General features: G+C 59.4%; 21 protein-coding genes. 2 read left to right on the top strand and 19 right to left on the bottom strand.

Features of this window, described 5'->3' with window-relative positions; all coding sequences use genetic code 11:
- Window positions 1–7: 7 nt before the first annotated feature.
- The 14 genes from AXG89_RS37855 to AXG89_RS37790 all read right to left on the bottom strand — a co-directional run bounded on the left by AXG89_RS37855 (window position 8) and on the right by AXG89_RS37790 (window position 14,502).
- Window positions 8–352 (bottom strand): hypothetical protein, encoded by a 345-nt coding sequence (locus tag AXG89_RS37855; protein ID WP_231941475.1) that lies wholly within the window; start codon window positions 350–352, stop codon window positions 8–10.
- A 369-nt stretch (window positions 353–721) separates the two neighbouring features.
- Window positions 722–1,420, bottom strand: a complete 699-nt coding sequence (gene kdpE, locus AXG89_RS37850) for a two-component system response regulator KdpE (protein WP_075360253.1) — start codon at window positions 1,418–1,420, stop codon at window positions 722–724.
- On the bottom strand, window positions 1,417–4,212 hold the full coding sequence (locus tag AXG89_RS37845) for a sensor histidine kinase (protein ID WP_075360252.1): 2,796 nt from the start codon (window positions 4,210–4,212) through the stop codon (window positions 1,417–1,419). Before AXG89_RS37845 ends, kdpE begins: the two co-directional genes overlap by 4 nt.
- On the bottom strand, window positions 4,212–4,793 hold the full coding sequence (gene kdpC / locus AXG89_RS37840; protein WP_062002240.1) for a potassium-transporting ATPase subunit KdpC: 582 nt from the start codon (window positions 4,791–4,793) through the stop codon (window positions 4,212–4,214). Before kdpC ends, AXG89_RS37845 begins: the two co-directional genes overlap by 1 nt.
- 80 nt (window positions 4,794–4,873) lie before the next feature.
- Complete coding sequence (gene kdpB, locus AXG89_RS37835; RefSeq protein WP_075360251.1) at window positions 4,874–6,931, bottom strand: potassium-transporting ATPase subunit KdpB; 2,058 nt, start codon at window positions 6,929–6,931, stop codon at window positions 4,874–4,876.
- Between the two features lie 120 nt (window positions 6,932–7,051).
- A complete protein-coding gene (gene kdpA, locus AXG89_RS37830) occupies window positions 7,052–8,860 on the bottom strand; it encodes a potassium-transporting ATPase subunit KdpA (RefSeq protein ID WP_075360250.1) in 1,809 nt (602 codons plus the stop codon).
- Complete coding sequence (locus tag AXG89_RS37825) at window positions 8,857–8,952, bottom strand: potassium-transporting ATPase subunit F (RefSeq protein ID WP_056359778.1); 96 nt, start codon at window positions 8,950–8,952, stop codon at window positions 8,857–8,859. Before AXG89_RS37825 ends, kdpA begins: the two co-directional genes overlap by 4 nt.
- 140 nt (window positions 8,953–9,092) lie before the next feature.
- Complete coding sequence (locus AXG89_RS37820) at window positions 9,093–9,275, bottom strand: hypothetical protein (protein WP_075360249.1); 183 nt, start codon at window positions 9,273–9,275, stop codon at window positions 9,093–9,095.
- A gap of 544 nt (window positions 9,276–9,819) precedes the next feature.
- Window positions 9,820–10,305 (bottom strand): hypothetical protein, encoded by a 486-nt coding sequence (locus tag AXG89_RS37815; protein WP_236873689.1) that lies wholly within the window; start codon window positions 10,303–10,305, stop codon window positions 9,820–9,822.
- Window positions 10,302–10,976: a M35 family metallo-endopeptidase gene (locus tag AXG89_RS37810; protein WP_075360248.1), complete on the bottom strand. Its 675-nt coding sequence runs from the start codon at window positions 10,974–10,976 to the stop codon at window positions 10,302–10,304. The genes AXG89_RS37815 and AXG89_RS37810 overlap by 4 nt, the downstream gene beginning before the upstream one ends.
- Before the next feature lie 9 nt (window positions 10,977–10,985).
- Window positions 10,986–11,522 carry a PAAR domain-containing protein gene (locus AXG89_RS37805; RefSeq protein WP_075360247.1) on the bottom strand — a complete coding sequence of 179 codons (537 nt, stop codon included), beginning with the start codon at window positions 11,520–11,522 and terminating at the stop codon, window positions 10,986–10,988.
- Window positions 11,519–12,055, bottom strand: a complete 537-nt coding sequence (locus AXG89_RS37800; protein WP_075360375.1) for a PAAR domain-containing protein — start codon at window positions 12,053–12,055, stop codon at window positions 11,519–11,521. The genes AXG89_RS37805 and AXG89_RS37800 overlap by 4 nt, the downstream gene beginning before the upstream one ends.
- Window positions 12,056–12,507: 452 nt before the next feature.
- On the bottom strand, window positions 12,508–13,488 hold the full coding sequence (locus AXG89_RS37795) for a sterol desaturase family protein (RefSeq protein ID WP_075360246.1): 981 nt from the start codon (window positions 13,486–13,488) through the stop codon (window positions 12,508–12,510).
- A gap of 39 nt (window positions 13,489–13,527) precedes the next feature.
- Window positions 13,528–14,502, bottom strand: coding sequence for a YncE family protein (locus AXG89_RS37790; RefSeq protein ID WP_236873708.1), 975 nt, complete (start codon window positions 14,500–14,502; stop codon window positions 13,528–13,530).
- Window positions 14,503–14,764: 262 nt separating this feature from the next.
- Here AXG89_RS37790 and AXG89_RS37785 point away from each other — a divergent pair, with 262 nt between their 5' ends.
- Entirely contained in the window at window positions 14,765–16,084 is a 1,320-nt protein-coding gene (locus AXG89_RS37785; protein ID WP_075360245.1) for an Nramp family divalent metal transporter, read from the top strand.
- 119 nt (window positions 16,085–16,203) lie between these two features.
- Window positions 16,204–17,418 carry a YeeE/YedE family protein gene (locus AXG89_RS37780; RefSeq protein ID WP_062002243.1) on the top strand — a complete coding sequence of 405 codons (1,215 nt, stop codon included), beginning with the start codon at window positions 16,204–16,206 and terminating at the stop codon, window positions 17,416–17,418.
- A 58-nt stretch (window positions 17,419–17,476) separates the two neighbouring features.
- Here the strand turns inward: AXG89_RS37780 and AXG89_RS37775 are convergent, their stop codons facing one another.
- From AXG89_RS37775 to AXG89_RS37755, 5 genes are all read right to left on the bottom strand, one after another.
- On the bottom strand, window positions 17,477–17,899 hold the full coding sequence (locus AXG89_RS37775) for a GNAT family N-acetyltransferase (protein ID WP_075360244.1): 423 nt from the start codon (window positions 17,897–17,899) through the stop codon (window positions 17,477–17,479).
- Window positions 17,900–18,112: 213 nt separating this feature from the next.
- A complete protein-coding gene (locus AXG89_RS37770) occupies window positions 18,113–18,913 on the bottom strand; it encodes a class I SAM-dependent methyltransferase (protein WP_075360243.1) in 801 nt (266 codons plus the stop codon).
- Between the two features lie 43 nt (window positions 18,914–18,956).
- Window positions 18,957–19,757 carry a helix-turn-helix transcriptional regulator gene (locus tag AXG89_RS37765; RefSeq protein WP_306299811.1) on the bottom strand — a complete coding sequence of 267 codons (801 nt, stop codon included), beginning with the start codon at window positions 19,755–19,757 and terminating at the stop codon, window positions 18,957–18,959.
- A 70-nt stretch (window positions 19,758–19,827) separates the two neighbouring features.
- Complete coding sequence (locus tag AXG89_RS37760) at window positions 19,828–20,112, bottom strand: helix-turn-helix domain-containing protein (RefSeq protein WP_062001029.1); 285 nt, start codon at window positions 20,110–20,112, stop codon at window positions 19,828–19,830.
- Window positions 20,105–21,535, bottom strand: a complete 1,431-nt coding sequence (locus AXG89_RS37755; RefSeq protein WP_075360373.1) for an aminotransferase-like domain-containing protein — start codon at window positions 21,533–21,535, stop codon at window positions 20,105–20,107. The genes AXG89_RS37760 and AXG89_RS37755 overlap by 8 nt, the downstream gene beginning before the upstream one ends.
- Between the last annotated feature and the right edge of the window lie 78 nt (window positions 21,536–21,613).

Raw genomic sequence — 21,613 nt, 5'->3', positions numbered from 1 at the left:
AGGCAATCTACAAACCTACTGCTGCCGGATTCATTTCTATATGCAGAATCACTAGCCAGGGCTTGGGGCAGTCCGGCGAGATCTTGAGCGCCGGATTAGTCTTGCTGACCGGCGTAATGCATCCTTGCTCCCGAGCGCGTAAATATGCGCGCCGGGCATCGCCCTGCAGCCACATGCTCACCAGCCCACAAGTAACGAAGCTGAAAATAGTCGTGACGAAGGTCGGCGTGTTCGGGTCGAGCTGGCTTACGACATAAGCAAATGCGGAGGTCATCACCTGGTTTGCGACGATCGCCACACAAATGACCTTGGCCGTTCCCCTGATACGCATCGCGGTATGAAGCTTCAACACGGTTGTGCACTCTTGGTTGTTCTGGTGTATTCATTTGCAGCGGGCTTAGGCCCGGGGGCAAACGGCTTGATGCAATTCAATTAAAGCAGGCGCGACATCAATACTTTGGAAAATCCACGCCCCTGTGCGTAAAGATCATCTCAAGGCGCCTTGGTCGACTCATCCCTCGACGCATGCAGGCTCGCCGAGAACTGACGCATATGAAAAGCCACGCGCTGCGCCTAGGCTTTGGCGCGCGCTTTCAGTGCTCGAAGTGAATGCATTGCGGAGTCAAGCGATGAGAGTTCGCGAAGGCTACGCTGCTTGACGTATCGATCAGGATAAAAGTGTGGCATCCGCTATCAATAACGCGTCAAAGTCAGCGATTCACTATTGCGTCCCTGCCAGCCTGTAGCCAACGCCGGTCTCGGTCAAGATATGCAGGGGTTGCGTGGGATCGGCTTCCAGCTTGTGCCTGAGATGCCCCATATAAACGCGCAGGTAATGCTGGTTCTCCACATATGCAGGTCCCCACACTTCCCGCAGCAACTGCTGATGCGTAATCACGCGGCCGGCGTGGCGGGCCAGCGTTGTCAACAACCGATATTCGATGGGCGTGAGATGTATCTGCGCACCATCGCGCGTGACCCGTCTTTCCGACAGATCCACCGTGACCGTGCCAAAGCGCACCTGCGGCGTTTCCTGCTGGCCACCACGATTTCGCCGCCGCAACTGCGCGCGGATGCGCGCAAGAAGCTCGGACACGCCAAAGGGTTTCGTGAGGTAATCGTCCGCGCCGGCGTCGAGCGCCGCGACCTTTGCGTCCTCATGGGTTCGCGCCGACAGCACGATCACAGGTTGCTCGGTCCAAGTGCGTAACTCCCGAATGACATCGATGCCATCAGTATCCGGCAAACCCAGATCGACCACGATCAGGTCCGGCAAACGAAAGGCCGCTTCTCGCAAGCCCTGCTGCCCGGTTTCCGCTTCGAACACATTCATGCCTTGCGCTTCCAGCGTCGTGCGTACGAACCGGCGAATCTGCTTGTCGTCCTCGATCACGACGACGGTCAACGTGGGCTCGCTCATGGGCGGTCCGCGTTCGATGCAACATCTGGCGGCTCGGCACTGCTTTCATCGGGAAGGGCTTCGAAGGGCGGCGTTCCGCTTGCCGGCAACGTGAACCAGAAACGCGCACCCAGCACGTGTCCGTCAGCGCCCCGGCGGTTTTCAGCGCCGATCTTTCCTCCATGCGCTTCGACTATCGCGCGGCAAATCGCGAGACCCAGACCGATTCCCGGCTTGGCCGACTCCTTTTCGCCGCGCGTGAATTTATCGAAGAGAATGGGCTGGATGCCCGAGGGCAAGCCGGGTCCGTCGTCATCCACGCACACCCTCACGAAGCGCTCGCCGTCATGGTCTTCGACCGCCGCCTTGATGAAGAGGCCCGCTCCGGTCGGCGTGTATTTGGCCGCGTTCTCGAACAGGTTTGCAAGCAGGCGTTCCATCAGAACCGCGTCGAGTTGTATCAGCGGAAGATCCGCGGGCACACCCACTTGCACAGGATGTCCCGCAAGCGTTCGGCGGCACACCGCGAGCGCTGCACCGACCACTTCTTCGAGCATGAGCCACTGGCGATTGAGCCGTATGCTTCCCGCCTGCAGGCGCGCCATATCCAGCAGGTTGGTCACAAGCCCGCTCATGCGCAGCGCCTCTTCATGGATTGCATGAACCAGCTCGCGGGAGTTGTCGGAGGCGGCATCGGGCGCGCGGCGCTGTTCTTCAAGCATGGATGCAAAGCCGACAATCGAAGTAAGCGGCGTGCGCAAATCGTGCGAGATGGCCGACAAAAGCGAGTTGCGCATGCGCTCCGACTCCATGTTCACCAATGCGTCCTGCGCGATCTCGACGTAATGCACGCGTTCCAGCGCCAGCGCGATTTGCGAAGCGAAGGTATCGATCATGCGTTGCTGCTCGGGCACCGCGAGTTCTTCCGGGTTTGCGGTGATCAGCGCGAGGACGCCACGCGTACGCATTGGCGCCTTCAGCGGCAGATACAGCGCATGGCTTGCAGGCAACGTATCCGTGCCGCGTCCTGCCGGCTTCTGCTGGTCGTACACCCATTGCGCAATGTCCAGGTCGAGCCCGGACGCATCGAGCGTCACTTGCGGGTCGGGATCATCCATCTTCTGCCGGACCTTCTCCGTGCTGTCCGGGAGAAGGACCGCGACCTTGGCCTGGAAAATCTCGCCCACATGCCGCGATCCTATTTCGATGATCTGCTCCGTCATCAACGCGCCGCCAAGTTCGCGCGTCATCGCATACATGGCGCCGGTGCGGCGCTCGCGTAATGACGCAACCCGCGCCTGACGGCGCAGGTTAGACGTGAGTTGGCTGATTGTCAGTGATGTGAGCAGCATCACAAAGAACGTCAGCAAATACTGCGTGTCCGATACCGCGAAAGACATCTCCGGCGGAACAAAAAAGAAATCGAATGCGGCGACGCTCAGGAACGAGAGCAGCACACCCGGGCCGCGCCCCAGCCGAACAGCGGCATAGACCACACCGAGCAGATACAACATCACAAGGTTCGTCAGATCGATGTGATGCGACAACAGCCGTGCCACCGCTGTAATACCGACTCCGACTGCAACCGTATGGAAATACGCATTGGGCGGCGAGCGGTCTTCGTTCAAGACGCCCGAGAACCTCGGCATGCGCTCACCCTGCTCGCTCGCTTGTTTCGCCGCGCCCGCGCCGACCAGGGTCACATCGATATCGTTGGCGAACCGGACAATCGATTCCGCAACGGGCTGATCGAAGACGCGCCGCCATGTAGGGGCATCGGAGGCGCCTGCCACGATCTTCGATACATTGCGCATGCGCGCGTACGCAACCAGCGTCGCGGCCGCATCCGTGCCGTCGAGCGTGACCGTTTCGGCGCCCAGTTCGGACGCGAGCTTGAGTGCGTCGAGCGTACGCTTGCGCCATACGTCGGGCAGACGTTGAAGCTTGGGCGTCTCGACATATACAGCAAGCCAGTCGGCCTTCAGGCTTGCGGCCAGGCGCGCGGCAGAGCGGACCAGCGCGGCGCTTTCGGGACCCGGACCAATGCACGCGATCAACCGCTCGCGCGCCTGCCAGATCCGGCTGATCGATTGATCCGCGCGGTACTCGCGCATCTGCGCGTCCACCCGGTCCGCGGTACGCCGCAGCGCGAGTTCGCGTAGCGCAATCAGATTGCCCTTGCGGAAAAAGTTCTTGACCGCATTGGCGGCTTGTTGCGGCAAGTACACCTTGCCGTCCCTCAACCGGTCGAGCAGCTCTTCGGCCGGCAAGTCGACTAGCGTAACTTCATCGGCGAGATCGAATACGCGATCCGGCACGGTCTCCCACACGCGAATGCCGGTGATCTGCCCGACGATATCGTTGAGACTTTCCAGGTGCTGCACGTTGACCGTGGTGTACACGTCGATGCCGGCATCGAGCAGCTCGTACACATCCTGCCAGCGCTTCAGATGCCGCGCGCCCTGCACATTCGAGTGCGCGAGTTCATCGACGAGAATCAGTTGCGGCTTTCTTGCGAGCGCGCCGTCGAGGTCGAACTCGGGCAACTGATGTCCACGATATTCATACGTGGTCAGCGGTACGGCTTCGAGCCCCTCGACGAGCGCGAGCGTCTCCTTCCTGCCATGCGTCTCCACAATACCGACAACGGTATCGATACCTTCGTCGCGGCGCCGGCGCCCGGCCTGCAACATCGCATAGGTCTTCCCGACACCAGCCGATGCACCGAAGAAAATCTTCAGCCTGCCGCGCTGTTTCTTCTCTTCGTCGCGCTGGATCTTGTCGAGCAGCTCGTCGGGGTCGGGACGGTCCATCAGCTTGCGGGCTTCAGTTCGTCAAGCGCGAGGTTCAGCTTCAACACGTTCACACGCGCTTCGCCGAGGATCCCGAATTGACGGCCGCTGGTCGCGCGTTGAACGAGTGCATCGACATCGTTATGCGAGAGCTTGCGCGCCTTCGCGACGCGGTCGATCTGGTATGCGGCCGCAGCGGGGCTGATCTCGGGATCGAGACCGCTGCCCGACGAGGTCACGAGATCGACGGGAACCGGGGCCGTATTGGCGGGATCGGCATCGTGCAACGCGCTGATGCGGCCTTTGACTTCATCGGCAAGCGCGGGATTGGTCGGGCCGAGATTCGAGCCGCCCGATGCAGTCGGGTTATACGGATTCGGCGATGTCGCCGAGAGACGGCCCCAGAAATAACCGGGTGCATCGAACTGCTGGCCGATGAGTTCGGAGCCGATCGGTTTGCCGTTCTTCTCGATCACACTGCCGTTCGACTGACCCGGAAACGCAGCGTGAGCCACGGCGGTGACCACGACCGGATATACGAGCCCGGTCACAATGGTCAACGCCGCGAACAACACGATCACAGGACGAATGATGTTTTTCATGATGAACTATCCAGTTAAAAATACGAGGTTCGGTGCGGCCGGAAGCAAGCGATTGCAAAACCGGCCGCTCACCCGCAAGTTCAGGCCCAGCCAAACGCCGTCAAAATCATGTCGATGATCTTGATGAACGGGAACGGCAGCAAGATGCCGCCGAGGCCGTACACGAGCAGGTTGCGGCGCAACAGCGACGCTGCGCCGAGCGGCCGGTACTTCACGCCCTTCAATGCGAGCGGAATCAGCACCACGATGATCAGCGCGTTGAAGATCACTGCCGACAGGATCGCCGACGACGGCGAGCTCAGATGCATCACGTCGAGCACGCGCAATTGCGGGTACGTGGACGCAAACGCAGCCGGGATGATGGCAAAGTACTTGGCCACGTCGTTCGCAATCGAGAACGTGGTGAGTGAGCCGCGCGTCATCAGCATCTGCTTGCCGATCTCCACGATCTCGATCAGCTTGGTCGGGTTCGAGTCGAGATCGACCATGTTCCCGGCTTCCTTCGCCGCCTGAGTGCCGGTGTTCATCGCCACGGCAACGTCGGCCTGGGCAAGCGCCGGTGCGTCGTTGGTGCCGTCGCCGGTCATCGCGACAAGACGGCCTTCGGCCTGGTAGCTGCGGATAGTGGCGAGCTTGGCTTCCGGCGTCGCTTCTGCCAGGAAGTCGTCCACGCCCGCTTCCGCTGCAATAGCGGCGGCCGTCAGGCGGTTGTCGCCCGTCACCATCACGGTCTTGATCCCCATCTTGCGCAGTTCGGCAAAACGCTCCTTGATGCCGCCCTTGACGATGTCCTTCAGTTCGATCACACCAAGGACACGCGCGCCGTTGTCGCTGCGTTCGGCGACGACCAGCGGCGTGCTGCCGCGGCGCGCAATTTCATCGACCGCATTCGATACTTCCTGCGGATAGCGGCCGCCATTACGCTCCACGTAAGTCTTGACCGCTTCGGCTGCCCCCTTGCGAATCTCGCGATCCGGCAGGTCGACACCACTCATGCGCGTCTGCGCGGTGAAGTTCAGGAAGGTCGCGTGCAGCGTTGCCATCTCGCGCTGACGGATGTTGAAACGCTGTTTGGCGAGCACCACGATGCTGCGGCCCTCCGGCGTTTCGTCGGCAAGCGATGCAAGTTGTGCGGCATCGGCCAGGTCCTGTTCGGAGAGACCGGGGGCCGGGACGAAACTCGATGCCTGACGATTGCCCAGCGTGATCGTGCCGGTCTTGTCGAGCAACAGCACGTCCACGTCACCGGCGGCTTCCACGGCACGTCCGGACGTTGCGATCACGTTCGCCTGCATCATGCGGCTCATGCCAGCCACGCCAATGGCAGAAAGCAACCCGCCGATGGTCGTCGGTATCAGGCACACGAGCAGCGCGGCAAGCGCAGTAATCGTCACCACGTGTCCCGCTTTCATGGCGCCGACCGAGAACATCGAGAACGGCAGCAGCGTCGCGGTCGCAAACAGCAGCACGAGGCTCAACGCGACCAGCAGGATCGTCAACGCGATTTCGTTGGGCGTCTTCTGGCGCTTCGCGCCTTCGACCATCGCGATCATGCGGTCAAGGAACGCCTCCCCCGGATTGACCGTCACTCGCACCACGATCCAGTCCGACAACACGCGCGTACCGCCCGTCACTGCCGTGAAGTCGCCGCCCGACTCGCGGATAACGGGCGCCGATTCGCCGGTAATGGCGGACTCGTCGACAGAAGCAACGCCATCCACCACTTCACCGTCGGCAGGGATCACGTCGCCCGTCTCCACCAGTACGACATCGCCCTTGCGCAGTTCTGTCGCGGTCGTGATCTGGATTGCACCCTTGTGATCGGGCTTGTCCAGCTTCTTCGCCATGACGTCGCGCTTCGCGCTGCGCAGCGATGCGGCCTGCGCCTTCGAACGGCCTTCAGCCAGCGCTTCGGCGAAGTTCGCGAACAGCACCGTGAACCACAGCCACAGCGACACCGCGAGGATGAAACCCGCGGGCGCCTCGGCCTGGCCCGACAAAGCGGCCACCCAAAGGACCGAGGTCAGGATACTGCCCACATACACGCAGAACATCACCGGATTGCGTAGTTGCGTGCGCGGGTCGAGCTTCCTGAACGAGTCCGCGATCGCCGGCATGACAATGGCCGGGTCGAACATGGAACGCGCAGCCGAGCGTGAATTTCCCGTTGGCTCCGGATTTTTCTCCGGCGCCTTGTTAGGCGTCTTCACTGGCGGTTTGACAATTGTGTTCATACTTTCCTCTGTATCAGTGACCGCTTATTTGCCCGAGAGCATCATCAGATGCTCGACGATCGGACCCAGCGCAAGCGCCGGCACATACGTCAGCGCGCCCACCAGCACCACCGTGCCGAGCAGCAACACGACGAACAGCGGACCGTGCGTCGGCAGGCTGCCGGCAGTCGTCGCGATACGTTTCTTGGCAGCAAGCGCACCTGCAATGGCAAGCACCGGAATGATCGAACCGAAGCGGCCGAACCACATCGCAATGCCGGTCGTGATGTTGTAGAACGGCGTGCTGACCGTGAGGCCCGCAAACGCGCTGCCGTTATTGTTCGCGGCCGAGCTGTAGGCGTAGAGCACTTCGGAGAAGCCATGCGGTCCCGGGTTCGAGATACCCGCCGTGCCCGCGGCCGTCAGCACGCCCATCGATGTGCCGAGCAACACCAGGAACGGCGTCAGCAGCACCACGATCGCGACCATCTTCATCTCGTACGACTCGATCTTCTTGCCGATGTATTCAGGCGTGCGCCCGATCATCAGGCCCGCGACGAATACCGCAAGCATTGCGAAGACGAGCATGCCGTACAGGCCCGAACCCACGCCGCCGAAGATCACTTCGCCGAGCTGGATCAGCAGCATTGGAACGAAGCCGCCCATGGGCGTCAGCGAGTCGTGCGTGTTGTTCACGGCGCCGCACGAAGCCGCCGTCGTCGCAACGGTGAAAATGCCCGACTGCGCAATACCGAAGCGTGTTTCCTTGCCCTCGGCGTTACCACCTGCCTGTAAAGGCGACGCGCTCTGATCGACATGCAGCGATGCAAACAGCGGATTGCCCGCTTGCTCGAACGAGATTTCACCCCAGCATGCAATTGCGAAGGCAATGGTCATCGCGGCAAGAATCGCGTAGCCCTGGCGCCTGTCGCCGACCATCCTTCCGAACACCACGCACAGCGACGCAGGAATGATCAGCATGGAAAGCATCTGGACGAAGTTCGAAAACGGCGTCGGGTTTTCATACGGATGCGCTGAGTTGGCATTGAAGAAACCGCCGCCGTTCGTGCCAAGCATCTTGATCGCTTCCTGCGAAGCGACCGGGCCCATTGCAAGCGTCTGCTTGTCGGCCTTGTTGTCGACCATCACGGCATTGCCCTTGGCGTCCTTCACCGCGTTGCCTTGCGCGTCCGTCTTCGGCGTCTGGTATGTCGTGGTCTGCAGCGTGCCGACATCTCTGTACGCTTCGAAGTTCTGGATCACGCCCTGGCTCACGAACACCAGCGCGATGACGGTTGCCATCGGCGCGAGGATGTAGAGCGTGATGCGCGTCAGGTCGACCCAGAAGTTGCCGATAGTGGTCGCCGTGTGACGCGCGAAGCCGCGAATCAGCGCAACCACGACAGCAATACCCGTTGCGGCGGACAAAAAGTTCTGCACCGACAAGCCGACCATCTGCGACAGATAACTCGCGGTCGCTTCAGGCGTGTAATCCTGCCAGTTCGTGTTGGTCACGAAGCTGACCGCAGTATTGAACGCGCCGTCGGAGGTCATCGGACCGAAGCCTTGCGGGTTCGACGGCAACCATTGCTGCAGACGAAGGAATCCGAACACCACGAGCGCGCCGAGCGCGTTGAATGCGAGGACGGCAAAGGCGTAATGCTTCCACGACATTTCGGCTTTATCGTCTACGCCGGCCAGCTTGTACAACACTGACTCGATCGGGCGGCCGATGCGGCGAACCACTACGGACGAACCATCAAGCACGCCGGTTATGTACCGGCCGATGGGAACCGCGAGCGCGATCAGTACGACAATGTAAAGGCCCGCTTGAAACACGTTATTGGCGTTCATTCCAGATCCTCCGCACGCAGCAATGCGTACACGAGGTACACGAACAAGAGCAGTGTCGAGGCACCGGCCAGCACCAGCATCCAGGTGGTCATGGGCGGCCTCCTGGAGCGCGACGCAGCTTGTCGCAACCGATGGTCAGAGCCGCGCATAAAGCCCAGAAGGCGATGATGCCGGCGATATAAAGCAGGTCCATTGTTTTGATCTCCCGTAGCGGATTTGGACGTGCTGAAGGTTAGTTGATCGTGTGTAAACGGCTGGCAAAGAGAACTGCTGCGGGTGTAAAAATCGTGTAAAGATGATTGGGCTGACGTTTTGACGGCGCCAATAAAAAAACGCCATGCGCGAAGCGCATGGCGTTGTGTGATGCGGCGCATCTGCCCAATGCGCTGGTGCCGCGCTTGATGGCGCCCGGCATCTGGAGTCCCTATGCTCGATAGCTGCACCGCGATGCCGCTGACAATCGCGGGAAAGACCAGCAATCCGAGTAGAGAGCCAGCGACAATGAAGGACGTCAACCATGAGTGCGAAGGTCCTGCGCTGGCGTGAACGCTTCATGCCGAAAAAGCCTCCTATCGAACCGGGAGCCGACCGTATCGCGATTGATACTCTGGGGCCTGACTATGACTGCTTTTGTTTAGCGTGTGACGAATCGCCATGCGTGACCGGCCGGGCCTGTGGACGCACCGTCCACCGGTCTTTTATGTGCGGTCCTTGCACATGGGAAGAATCCGACTGCGTGAACCTGTTAACCTGGCAGCCAACAAGGAATCTCCTTGCTCAATAAACAAAGCAATAACGGCCGTTGATAGCCCGGAATCGAGATCAGGAGGCAATCGACCACGCAACATTCAACCCCCAAACGTTGCAGTGGCGGTAGGGGCCGAACGAAGCGCGCCAGATGCCGCTCCCCTTTCGTTGCACGTCACCATGCTTAAGCATGGGCGATGTGCCAGCGGAATTTATTGAATCAATCGGGTATGCGGCGTCACACGGGGATCGCTACACATCCACGCGCAACTGCCGTCACATAGCGGGGTTAAACTCACTACGACTTGCTCGACTATAAGCGAGCCGTCAGCTGCCCTTTCCGTCATGGCATCAGTGAATGTCTTCTTGTCGATCAAAATATTCCCGCCCTTAATGCCAAGCATCAAAAGGTAAGCTTTAACATTCTCGCCGCGAACTTCCTTCAACCATTCTATCTTGCGTTCGCTCTTGTACGCACCGGCAATTACAACAGCTTGAATTTCCACGGCGGGCCACTTTCGCGCTTCAAATACGAGGTTGGCAATTTTCAATCGGTCTGCATTGGATATGTCGATGGCTCCAAACGGTAATTGAGCACCCATCTCCTCACCGATGGTGCAAGCCTGTCCAACTTCCGAAAACCAAGGCGTAACCGCCGTGGCCGTGAAAAATAACAGTGACAAAAATGCCTGCTTCATCGGGCTACCTCACGATCAAAGGTCGCGATGTATCCGGTTATGCTGTCTGCGTTTCGTATGGCTCTGTCGGCGTTTTTCAAAGCAAAAATGTGCGCTCCAATCGCATTGTCAGCATATATAAGATCATCGGAGTTAAAGGTATCGGTGTAATGTGTGCATTCGTGGATCAATGTTTTTACTTTTGAGAAGCGCCACAACCAACCATTGGAATCCGTGCAAAAAGCACTATAAATTGCAATTACCCGCTTCTCGGAATCCGGCTTGCAGACACTCGCGCGGTTGTTTCCGCTATCAGCAGTGATCGAACAACTAAGACTTCTATTCAATGTGTTATCCCAACGGACGATCTTTTCCGGCACAAGTTCTTGAAGGGCAGATAGCAACTTGGGCAAACCTCTTGCCAGCGTACTTTTGATTTCTTCGTCCGCCCGTCCGAAATAGTACGCTGCGCGCTCTTTTTCCGCAGCATCCCATTTTGCTTGCGCCGCGATCCGCTCTTTTACGAGCACCACCGCCGCGTCTCTGACCTTCAGAATGACTTGTCTGAATTCCTGATTGGTCATGTTGTGACACACAGGCGGCTTATCGAGATCCAGAAAAATATCGACGTTCGAATCAGGCGTGCGATTAGTAGTGGCCGTCCCTACTTCTATCCAAGTTGCATCCGACATAAGCCGCTCTCAGTGTTGAATATGGATTGTTATGTTTTCCGCGCATGCCGCGTGTATGCGCGCTGTTTGTCCGGCTGCATCCGTGATGCCGTCATGAATGACACCGGTCGCAGATTGCACGCGATAGCGAACGCCTGCTAAGGGCTGCCCGGTATATCGATCCTTCAGCGTGAACGCTTGATCGAAGTGACCGGGGCCATCGCCGAGGTGTACATGTCCGGTTCGATAGTCATCGACCTCCCCCCGCGATTCGATCATGTCATCGTTTGTTGACGTGCTTTGCATCGTCGCGATCATGCGGGGCGGTTTTGCACACTTGCAAAGAACGATATCGCCGTCGTGCGCTACTTCAACGCCGCGATGCCATGGGCGCCGGGGGCCACCGGCCTTCACGATCGAGCCCGTGCTGTTGCATGCGTTGCAATAGGCAGAGGCGCCAATGAGCGCGACTTGATGACCTCGAATGCTGAACGACCCACCTGATGCGGGATCGATGAAGCCCCCAGTTTCCGGCTCGTCGCCGATACACAGTAGCAATCGCATCATCGGCGCGTCGCTCCCGAGTGCTGTATCTCGATCACGTTATTCGAAGCTGTATTCGTCATGACGCGCTTTATCCGACCATTCGCATCGGTTACACCCGTTGCCAGGATCTGCGAACCGTCTTTGATTCGATATGGAACGTTCGCGATCGGAAGTAGACTGTTGCTGTCGCGTCGCCTGATTCCCTCATCGTAATAGCGCAAAAACGGGGCACCCTTCAGCGTATAGCCTTGGGCTGCAAGTTCTTCGCTGGTAAACGACTGTGACATCGTGTTTTGCGTTGCGGTCATCCGCGGGGGCGGCCTGCATTTACCCAAGCCCCAATCATTCTCAAGAGCAATCTCCTTTCCACCAAAGGACGTAAGGTGTCTTGGACCTGTCGCCACGATGTGCCGCTCTGACTTGCAAGCCGGGCAATATACCGGTGACCCAATGATTGCTATCGGCGTTCCGTTACGCGTTCCTAGTTCCGCTCCTTGAACGACAAATGCGCCGCTGGTTGACTTGTCATAGCGCTTGATGACATATCGTTTCACTATGTTCACTCCCTTTTTGTTTGTAGGAAAAAATTAAAAGTGTGAACGTGCGTTTTAGCGAGCGTGCGCGGGTCACGTCTATCAGACAAGTCTTAATGAACGAAAAGCTACCTTATCAACGCGCTACCTATCTTCTTCATCGCTGTGTCTTGCGGCGACCACTAAACCCTGATTAGCTCATCAGCAGGAAAAAACATTTAATGCATATAGTGCGCAAGTGATCCGAGCGGGTAGGTTTCGGTCTTATTTGCACGTTCTGCGGCATCATCGATTTGGCGAAGCCTGCCGCACTTGGAGGTGGCATGACAGGCTGGTCTGAGCGGTATGGTCGCTGTCCCACTTGGATCGCGGTGATTTGTATAAAACACGAGTTGAATGATGTTTTGCGCGGCCAATAAAAAACGCCATGCGCTTCGCGCATGGCGTTGGTTAAGGCAGCGAAGTGTCTGGAACTATTCGGAACGCATTCGCTGCGCAATCCGCGCGAACGCATGCCATTGCTGCGCCCACATGCCCATTCCGTAATCGCGCCCGCGGCCGTCCGGCGCCGGCAACTGATCGCGAATGCCTGTCGGTTCGACCGCGCGATTCCATGAAGCCGTCTTGAACAGCATGTCCCACCACGGAAACAGCACGCCGAAGTTGCAGCCATAGCGCGTACCTTCGTGACCATAGCCAATCGCATGATGACGCCGGTGAAACGTCGGACTCACGAGCACACGGTCGAGCATGGGCACGAATGGCAAGCGGGCGTTCACGTGCTGGATGCTTTGCAGCACATTGCTGAGCGCGACCAGCACGACGAACTGCGACGGCTCCACGCCAATGAAGAGCGAGATGCTCGCGAAGAACCCGGCCTGAATGATGTCATCGAGGAAATGATTGCGGTCGTCGGCCCAGAGCGACATTTGCTGCTGGCTGTGATGAACCGCATGCAATTCCCACCACACGCCAAAGCGGTGTTGCCAACGGTGATACCAGTAGCCCGCGAAATCCAGCACGATCAGATAGATCACGAACGACACAACCGGTTGATCGGTCACGCCGGGCCACAGACTGTCGACCTCGAGATTCGGAACGCCGTGGATCACCATCAGGCTTTGCCAATGATTGAACACGGGCGTCAGCAGGAAAAAGAACGCCAGGTTGATGATGCCGAGCTTCGCTATCCACGTATAAAAAACATCTGAACGAACCGCCTTCCTGTCCTGCCATGTCTCAATGGGACGAAGCGCTTCGAGCGGCCGCAGAATGGCGAACGTCGCCAGCACTTCCAGCGCGCCGATGATGACCCAATAAAGCGCGTCGTAAGTGTCTTCGTCGTAGCCCATCAAGCCGACCTTGAAGAAAATCGGCTGGACAACATCGACGTAAAGCAGCGTCTGCAAACTGCCCACCGCGTTGTCGAGTTGAGCGAGAATTTCAGTAACCATGCAAATGCTCTCCTGCCTCTTCAATCATTGCGGTGTCGCTCAATCCGGATTCGGCGCATACACGGGTGCGCGATTGGCAAAAAAGATTCCGTGCGGCGAGCGGCCGACAGCGATGGTATCGACCAGCTTGTTGGTGTTCAGGTCGATCACGCCAACATGACGCGCGAAGCGGAACCCGACCCACAAGGTCTTGCGATCCGCCGCCAGTTCCATGTCGTCCGGTCCGGGCAGGAGACCGGTGATATCGGCGGTTTTTTGCAGCGTCGTGTAATCGATGATGCTGATCGTGCTCGCCACGCGATTGCTCACGGCAATGTGCTTGCCGTCATCCAGATTGCGGAAGTTGTGCGCGCCCTTGCCCGTCTGAATGCGTTTGATGACTTGCTGCTTGTGCCAGTCGACCACGGCGACATCGTCTTCGCCAGTCATGCCCACGAGCAATTCCTTGTCGCCGGGCGTCATCCACAATCCTGCCGGCGTGTTGCCCACGGGCATTTTCCACTTCACCGTTTGCGTCGGGAGGTCGATGGCGGCGAGTTCACCGGAATCCTGCAAGGTGACAAAAACCGTTCGCGCATCCGATGAAAACGTCATGTGGCTAGGCGTCTTCGCGAGCGGCACACGCTTGGCGAGCGTCAGGTCGTGACCGTCGTATCTATAGATATCGATCCGGTCCAGGCGCAAGCCCGCCGTAACGAACCATTTATGGTCAGGAGAAAACCCGAGCTGGTACGGGTCCTCGATCCCCTCGAGGCGCCGTTGCACCTTGCCGTCATGCGGGTCCAGAAAGATCAGATCATTCGACACGGAATCTGCGACGATGAGCGAACTGCCATCGGGCGTGATCATCAGGTGATGCGGTTCCTTGCCTGTCGGTTGCGTGCCGACGACCTTGCGTGCGGCTTCATCGATAAGCGTAAGTTTTGCCTCGCCGGAATCCAGCACGATGACTTTTGAATCCGGGGCGATCGCGGCGAATGCAGCGCTGGAGGCCAGTACGGATGCCAGCGTCATCATTGAAAGGTTTCTGATTGCAGTTCGACGCATATTGAAAGGATTTAATTCGAGGAGGTTCGGGAGGACCAAAAATGTGTTTTGATAGCTCAAAAGACGGCAGATTATTTGCTAAGGGCCAATAACCTAGCTTAGCGGCGCAATCTTAAGCCATTGAAGCATCGCGCGTGACATGCTGGTGGGGCCGCCTGATAGCAAGAAGACAGCCGGATACCGGTCGCAATTACGCAAACCCTTTATCTCTAACGTATCGAGTTGATTAATGGATGACCGGGCGCGCAACGAAACTAGTCGATCGATGAGCGAAAGCACCACGCGTGCGATGCAGGAAGTGCTCGACGGCCGGCGCACGGGCCTGGCTGTCCTGCTTCCGTTCGCGGGACCGGCGGTGGTTGTCTCCGTCGCTTATATGGACCCGGGTAATTTCGCGACCAATATTCAAGCAGGCGCGCGCTACGGCTATGGATTGTTGTGGGTTGTGTTGCTTGCGAATCTGATCGCGATGTTATTCCAGGCGCTTTCTGCAAAGCTCGGCATCGTCACCGGGAAGAACCTCGCCGAATTGTGCCGGGATAATTTTCCTAAGCCGCTGGTTTATCTCATGTGGGCCGTTAGCGAAGTTGCCGCCATGGCGACCGATCTCGCGGAATTCCTCGGCGGCGCTATTGGCCTTAGCTTGCTGTTTCACATGCCGATCCTGATCGGCATGGTGGTGACGGCTGTCATCACTTACGGCCTGCTGATGTTCGAGAAAGCGGGTTACCGGCCGCTTGAACTGGTGATCGGTGCGCTGGTGGGAATCATCGGATTGTCCTATCTGGCGGAGCTGTTCATTACGCCTGTCGCCTGGGCGAAAGTCGGCTTGCACCTCTTTTCGCCATCGCTGCCGGACGCGCAGGCGGTCACCATCGCAGTCGGCATCATCGGCGCGACGGTCATGCCTCATGCGCTTTTCCTGCATTCGGGTCTGACGCAACGGCGCCTGCCCGCGCGCACGGAAGTCGAGCGCAAGAAGATCATTTTGTTTTCGAACGTGGAAGTGGTCATTGCATTGACCATTGCCGGCATGATCAACATTGCGATGGTCATCATGGCGTCCGGCGCGTTTCATTCCGGTCATCCGGAAGTGGCCGAGATCGAAACGGCGTACCACACGCTAGCGCCGTTATTGGGGATTGCCGCGGCCGGCATTTTCCTTTTGTCGCTGATCGCGTCGGGCATATCGAGTTCTGTCGTCGGGACCATGGCGGGGCAGATGATCATGCAGGGGTTCGTCGGGTTCCGCATTCCGCTGTGGCTACGCCGCGCGCTGACGATGATTCCGAGCTTTGTCGTCGTCTGGATGGGCGTGAACACCACGCAGGCGCTGGTCATTAGTCAGGTCGTGCTGAGTCTCGCGTTACCGTTTCCAATGGCCGCGCTCGTATGGTTCACGTGCAGCAAGAAGGTCATGGGCCATTATCAGAATAGAACGCTCGTCAGAACGGCATCGATTGTTGCGGCCGTTGCTGTGCTGGCGCTCAACATGGTTTTGCTGCTGCAGGCCGGCGGCGTGAGTCTTCCGGGTTTGCCGGATGCGTGAAGGTCGGGGCCAACGCTCAATACGCGACCGTAAAGGTGTGTGCTTCACGAGGGTTTTAACCCCGCACTTTTCCCAAACGCGAGAAAATGCCTGTTTTCGCAAACCTCGCGGAGCATCGAATGTCCGATCTAGCCTCACCGGTATCGCGCCGTTTCAGCGTCGATCCCAAGCCGCTCGGCATTGCCGCGCTTCTCATTCTTGCCGGCGCGCTGTATCTCGCGCAAGCCGTCAACGGCCGTCAGGCCGCGTTGTATATCGTCGGCGCGCTGCTCGGCGTCACGCTTTATCACGCGGCGTTCGGTTTTACGTCGGCGTGGCGCGTCTTTATTGCCGATGGCCGCGGCGCCGGCCTGCGCGCGCAAATGGTCATGCTCGCAGTCGGCGTTGCGTTGTTCTTCCCAGCACTCGCGGCCGGGTCGCTGTTCGGCATGCCGGTCACGGGACTGGTTTCGCCGGCCGGCACGTCGGTGGTCTTCGGTGCGTTCATCTTCGGTATTGGCATGCAGCTCGGCGGCGGCTGTGCATCGGGCACGCTGTACACCGTTGGGGGCGGCAGCACGCGCATGATCGTGACGCTCGTGGCGTTTATCGTCGGCTCGGTCGTCGCCACCGCGCATATGCCGTTCTGGACCGCGTTGCCGTCGCTGCAACCTGTTTCGCTCGTGAAGTCGCTCGGCGCGGGACCGGCGCTCGTGCTCAACTGGGTTGTGTTCGCTGCCATTGCGGGGATCACGGTCGTGGTCGAAAAACGGCGGCATGGCAGGCTTGTCGCCGCGCATACGCAACCGCCGCATGCATCGCCGTGGCTGCATGGGCCATGGCCGCTCGTTGCCGGCGCAATTGCGCTCGCGTTGCTCAACTTCGCCACGCTCGCGCTTTCGGGGAGGCCGTGGGGCATTACGTCGGCGTTCGCGTTGTGGGGCGCGAAGGCGGCGTCGGCGATCGGATTCGATGTCGCGAGCTGGCCGTACTGGGCAAGCAAGGCGAACGCCGCTGCGCTTGCCGCGCCCGTTTCGCGTGATGTGACGTCCGTGATGGATATCGGCATTGTTCTCGGCGCAATGATGGCGGCGGGGCTTGCAGGCCGCTACGCGCCGGTATGGCGCTTGCCGTTGCGCTCGCTGGTCGCGGCGATCATCGGCGGGCTGTTGCTCGGTTATGGCGCGCGGCTCGCTTATGGCTGCAATATCGGCGCATATTTCAGCGGCATTGTTTCGGGCAGCCTGCACGGCTGGCTGTGGCTCGTTGCAGCGTTCTTCGGCAACGTGGTCGGGACGCGGCTGCGCCCTGTGTTCGGGCTGGAAGTGGAACGGCTCAAGCCTACTGCTTGCTGATTGTTTTTCTTCAGGCCGTTGCGCTTTGCGTTCGGCCTGAATTCGGCCTGAATTCGGCCTAAAGCTTCCGCGAAAACCGCGTCAACGTCTCGACCGGATGCCAGCCGGCCTTGAGCCAGAACGCGCTGGCTGATTCGTTATCGACGACGACGTCCAGATGTACCCACCCCAGGTGATGTTCTCTTAAGCGCTCCACGCAGATATCGATCATCTTGCGCGCCACGCCCTGGCCTCGCGCAACAGGCGCGACCACGACGTGCTGCAAGAAACCCCGGCGGCCGTCGTGACTGGCGAGCGCGCAACCGATCATCGTGTTGGCATTGAACGCGACAACGCTCAACCCCGGATTTCTCGCCAGCAAGCGTCCAATCCCTTCCCGGCTGTCAGTCACCGGCCGAATGTCCACGCCCGGTGTCTCGCGCCACAGCGCGAGCACCGCGTCGTAGTCGTCAAGTACCATGTCCCGAATCTGTACGTCCATCGTTTCTTCCTGCCAAGCACGGTTTGATTGATTGCCCGGAAACAGTTTATAAGAACACGTCAAGCTGCGAGCCTCTCGCGGTCCAGTTCGGCGATGCGCTTGCGTATCGCCGGAATGAGCTGTTCGCCGTAGGTGATGGCTGCGTCATGACGGTAATGCATTTTTCTGCTATCGAAAGATGCGTGAATTGATTAACGCGGCCGGGCGGTCGTTCTATTTGACGCCGACAGCCTTGAAGAACGTGTAGCAGAACACGCCGTCGTCTTGCGCCGTACGATAAAGATCCTGGATGCCGCGGTCGAACACTCGCGGGTCGATCAGTCCAGCGGATATGGCGGGTTCGCGCACGCCTTCGATCATCGCGGTGAAGGTCTTTCGCGTGAATCCATCGACCAGTTCGGGGCGGCTCGCGTCCGCGTACACCAATCGCGGCGATACGCGGAGGTTGCCAAAACCGGCATCAAACAGAAGGGGATAAAGCTGCCTGCCGATCAACGCATTGCCGCCCGCTTGCCGCTGCAATGCGACCTGACACGCAATTGCTGCACGCGCTTCAGCGCTATCCGGATGTAAAAATGCCGAGCCATGATCGCCTTCCACGACCGTGATCGTGCCGCCGGGTTTCAGCAGATGTTTGAGCCGCGTCAACGCCTCGACCGGCTTCGCGACATGTTCCAGCACGAAGCAGACGAACACATGATCGAAGGAATCCGCCTCGAACGGCAACGCAAAAATATCGGCATGATGAAACCGCACGTTCGTGAGTTGCGCGGCTTCTGTCTTGCGTCTCGCCTCCTCGACGGATTCCGCATTGATGTCCACCGATACAAAGCGTGCATCCGGACTTTGGCGCCCCAGCGTGACTGTCTGTGCACCAACCCCGCACCCTGCTTCCAGCACGGTCGCGCCGGCCGGATAAATGGTATCGGCATGCAGCAAGTCGACCAGCGTCCTCGCCTGATCGTGCAGCCGGCTGTTCTCTTGCGATAGATAACCGTGTACGTATGCAGTCATGAAACCAGACCTCCTTTTCGGTCCGCCTAGTTTCGGGTCTGCGTCAGCGCCCGTCTTGAATGAAATTGCGGCGCGATTGAAGGAGGGTTCTCTGCCACGCGCCCGGCGTGAATCCGAAGTGGCGCGCAAAGATGCGGGTCATGTGACTCTGGTCCGCAAAACCGCAGTCGGCCGCAGCCTGGACGAGACTCGCGCCGTCCCGTATGAGAGCCCGTGCGCGTTCCGCACGTTGCAGCAACAACCAGGCGTGAGGCGGCACGCCGTACATCTTTTCAAATCGCCGCAGCACCTGAAACCTGCTCAGGCCGACCATTAGCGCCAGCTCGCCGAGCGTGGGCGGGTCGAGTGCTTCATCGGCAAGACGATCACGCACACGGCTGATATCGTGAGCAGTCTCACGCTCGATGCGCGCCGTGGAATGACCATTCAGCAACAGCGTGCAGGTCTCGGCGAGCGACTCTTCGCACGCCAGTGCGTCCGCGCCGCTCGAACCGTGTGTGGCGTCGAAGTTTTCGATCCGGTCCAACAGCGTCTTAAGCGCGATGCCAAGCCGTGGGTCGTGAATCACCGGACGCGCCAGCGCGACCGGATGCTGGTCAAGTGACATCGATGCAACCGTCTCAGGCTCGAGATACACCATGCGCCAGCGACGCGAGGCGCCGCCGAGTCGCCGGCCATCGTGGACCTCCCCGGGGTTGGTCGTGATCAGGTCGCCGGCAAATGCGTCGACCTGACCGCGCCCGCTCGCCGAGCTTTGCGCGCCGCTCTCCAGATAACCGAGACCATAGGTCGCGTGCCAGTGCTTGCCGAAGTGGCAGGCGCTCTCTATATCGGTGCAATACACGCTGGTCCATGGAGAGCCAAGGACTTTGCATGCATGGGCAGGAGGCGCTTTCATTGGATCAGGCAGTGCATCAAGGTTCGCCGAGCCCCGGTTCGGTCCCTCGTGCAAACAACTGCGCACAGAGATCCTTGCCGGCATCGGTCAGGGCCACTGCAGGCACGCCTGCGTCGCTCGGTGTGGTGTCGAGCAAACCCGTATCCGATAACGCCGTGATTTGACGGCGCAAGCTGCTCATCGGCAAGCCGGACTGCTTCGATAACTTCGCGAGCGACCACGCCCGCGCGGGCGATTCTTCCGCGGCGCGCCACAACTGCGTGAGGATCGCGATCAGCGCCGGATCGATTTCATCATTCATGCTGTCTCCTGCCGGCCATGCTGTCGGCCAGTTCGCCTAGCGTTTTCAACGCGGCTTCTGTTTGTATGTTCCAAGGATAACTGTAGTTGAGCCGGATGAAATGGCGAAACGCATCGCGCGATGAAAACATCGTCCCGGGACCGATTGTGATGCCGCGATCGAGCGCCGCTTTATAAAGCTTCATTGAATCGACGCTGGACGGAAGTTCGACCCACAGTACGTAGCCGCCCATCGGCTCGGAAGTCTGGGTGCCCGCCGGAAAAAAGCGCAGCACGGTGGCGATCATGAGCCGGGCCTGTTGCCGGTAAACACGGCGAACGTGGCGCAAATGATGGTCGTAGCCGCCCTGCCTCAGATAATCCGCCACGGCGACTTGCGGCACCGAAGGCGTCGTCAGCGTGTTGAGAAACTTGAGCTTCTCGACTTGCCGCCTGTAGCGCCCGGGCATCGCCCAGCCGATCCGGTAGGACGCCGTCAGGCTCTTTGAAAACGACGCGCAATGCAGCACGAGGCCTTTTTTATCGAAGTTCTTGAGCGCGGACGGACGTGCATCGCCGTAGTAGAGCTCCTGGTACACGTCGTTTTCTATCACCGGAATCTCGTGCGTCGCGAGCAACGCGACTAGGCGCTTTTTGTTTGTATCGGACATCACGAAACCCAGCGGGTTCTGGAAGTTCGGCATGACCATGCACGCCGAAATTTCATGCTCGCCGATGATGTTCGCCAACGCATCGATATCGATGCCTTCGGACGGATGCGTCGGCACTTCGATGGCGCGCATTCCCATGCGCTCGATCGCGTGCAGCATTGCGTAGTAAGTCGGCGACTCGACCGCGACCGTGTCGCCGGGTTTGGCGACGGCCTGCAGGCTCAGGTTGATGGCCTCGGTTGCGCCGACCGTGATGACGATCTCGTCCGGGTCCACGGGTACGCCGTTCTCCGCGTAACGCCGCGCGATCTGGCGGATCAATTCGGGATTGCCGGGCGGCAGGTCATCGATCAGATTCCAGCTCGAATGCCGCCGGGCGATGGCGTTCGCCAACTGGTTGATCTTGCGCCACGGGAACAGCGACGGGTCCGGATACGGCGAGCCGAGCGGCGTGGCGTCCTCCGAGCGGATGGAGCGCAGTGTGGAGAGCACGAGGCGGCTGACATCGACCGTCGATGCAACCGCCGGCGGCTGCGACGCTGTAGGCGGTTCAGCCTTTGCCGCCGGCATCTCGCGCACGAAATAGCCGGATTGCGGCCGCGTCTCCAGCAGACCGCGGCTTTCCAGCAAAGCGTATGCGCGCAGGACCGTCTTGATGCTGACGTCGTACTGCGTGCTCGCCTGACGCACGGAAGGCACGCGTTCGCCAACCGCGAACACGCCGCGCCGCATGGCTTCCTCGACCTCAGCCGCAAGCTTTTCGTAAAGCAACACGATGCAAACCGCCTTGAAAGTCTTGAGTCCGCAACTGTACTCCTTGCGCATCCGATTTTTTGTGTACCGCGCGCTCCG

The organism is Burkholderia sp. PAMC 26561 (assembly GCF_001557535.2).
GTDB lineage: Bacteria > Pseudomonadota > Gammaproteobacteria > Burkholderiales > Burkholderiaceae > Caballeronia.
Note: the sequence above shows the minus strand (reverse complement) of the source record. Positions and strands in the feature narration are given on the sequence as shown.

Bases quoted from the DNA above. Each gene is read 5' to 3' on its own strand.
- kdpE (WP_075360253.1), bottom strand. From the start codon at position 1,420: ATGAGCGAGCCCACGTTGACCGTCGTCGTGATCGAGGACGACAAGCAG.
- AXG89_RS37845 (WP_075360252.1), bottom strand. From the start codon at position 4,212: ATGGACCGTCCCGACCCCGACGAGCTGCTCGACAAGATCCAGCGCGAC.
- kdpC (WP_062002240.1), bottom strand. From the start codon at position 4,793: ATGAAAAACATCATTCGTCCTGTGATCGTGTTGTTCGCGGCGTTGACC.
- kdpB (WP_075360251.1), bottom strand. From the start codon at position 6,931: ATGTTCGACCCGGCCATTGTCATGCCGGCGATCGCGGACTCGTTCAGG.
- kdpA (WP_075360250.1), bottom strand. From the start codon at position 8,860: ATGAACGCCAATAACGTGTTTCAAGCGGGCCTTTACATTGTCGTACTG.
- AXG89_RS37825 (WP_056359778.1), bottom strand. From the start codon at position 8,952: ATGACCACCTGGATGCTGGTGCTGGCCGGTGCCTCGACACTGCTCTTG.
- AXG89_RS37820 (WP_075360249.1), bottom strand. From the start codon at position 9,275: ATGCCGGGCGCCATCAAGCGCGGCACCAGCGCATTGGGCAGATGCGCC.
- AXG89_RS37815 (WP_236873689.1), bottom strand. From the start codon at position 10,305: ATGAAGCAGGCATTTTTGTCACTGTTATTTTTCACGGCCACGGCGGTT.
- AXG89_RS37810 (WP_075360248.1), bottom strand. From the start codon at position 10,976: ATGTCGGATGCAACTTGGATAGAAGTAGGGACGGCCACTACTAATCGC.
- AXG89_RS37805 (WP_075360247.1), bottom strand. From the start codon at position 11,522: ATGATGCGATTGCTACTGTGTATCGGCGACGAGCCGGAAACTGGGGGC.
- AXG89_RS37795 (WP_075360246.1), bottom strand. From the start codon at position 13,488: ATGGTTACTGAAATTCTCGCTCAACTCGACAACGCGGTGGGCAGTTTG.
- AXG89_RS37790 (WP_236873708.1), bottom strand. From the start codon at position 14,502: ATGACGCTGGCATCCGTACTGGCCTCCAGCGCTGCATTCGCCGCGATC.
- AXG89_RS37785 (WP_075360245.1), top strand. From the start codon at position 14,765: ATGGATGACCGGGCGCGCAACGAAACTAGTCGATCGATGAGCGAAAGC.
- AXG89_RS37780 (WP_062002243.1), top strand. From the start codon at position 16,204: ATGTCCGATCTAGCCTCACCGGTATCGCGCCGTTTCAGCGTCGATCCC.
- AXG89_RS37775 (WP_075360244.1), bottom strand. From the start codon at position 17,899: ATGGACGTACAGATTCGGGACATGGTACTTGACGACTACGACGCGGTG.
- AXG89_RS37770 (WP_075360243.1), bottom strand. From the start codon at position 18,913: ATGACTGCATACGTACACGGTTATCTATCGCAAGAGAACAGCCGGCTG.
- AXG89_RS37760 (WP_062001029.1), bottom strand. From the start codon at position 20,112: ATGAATGATGAAATCGATCCGGCGCTGATCGCGATCCTCACGCAGTTG.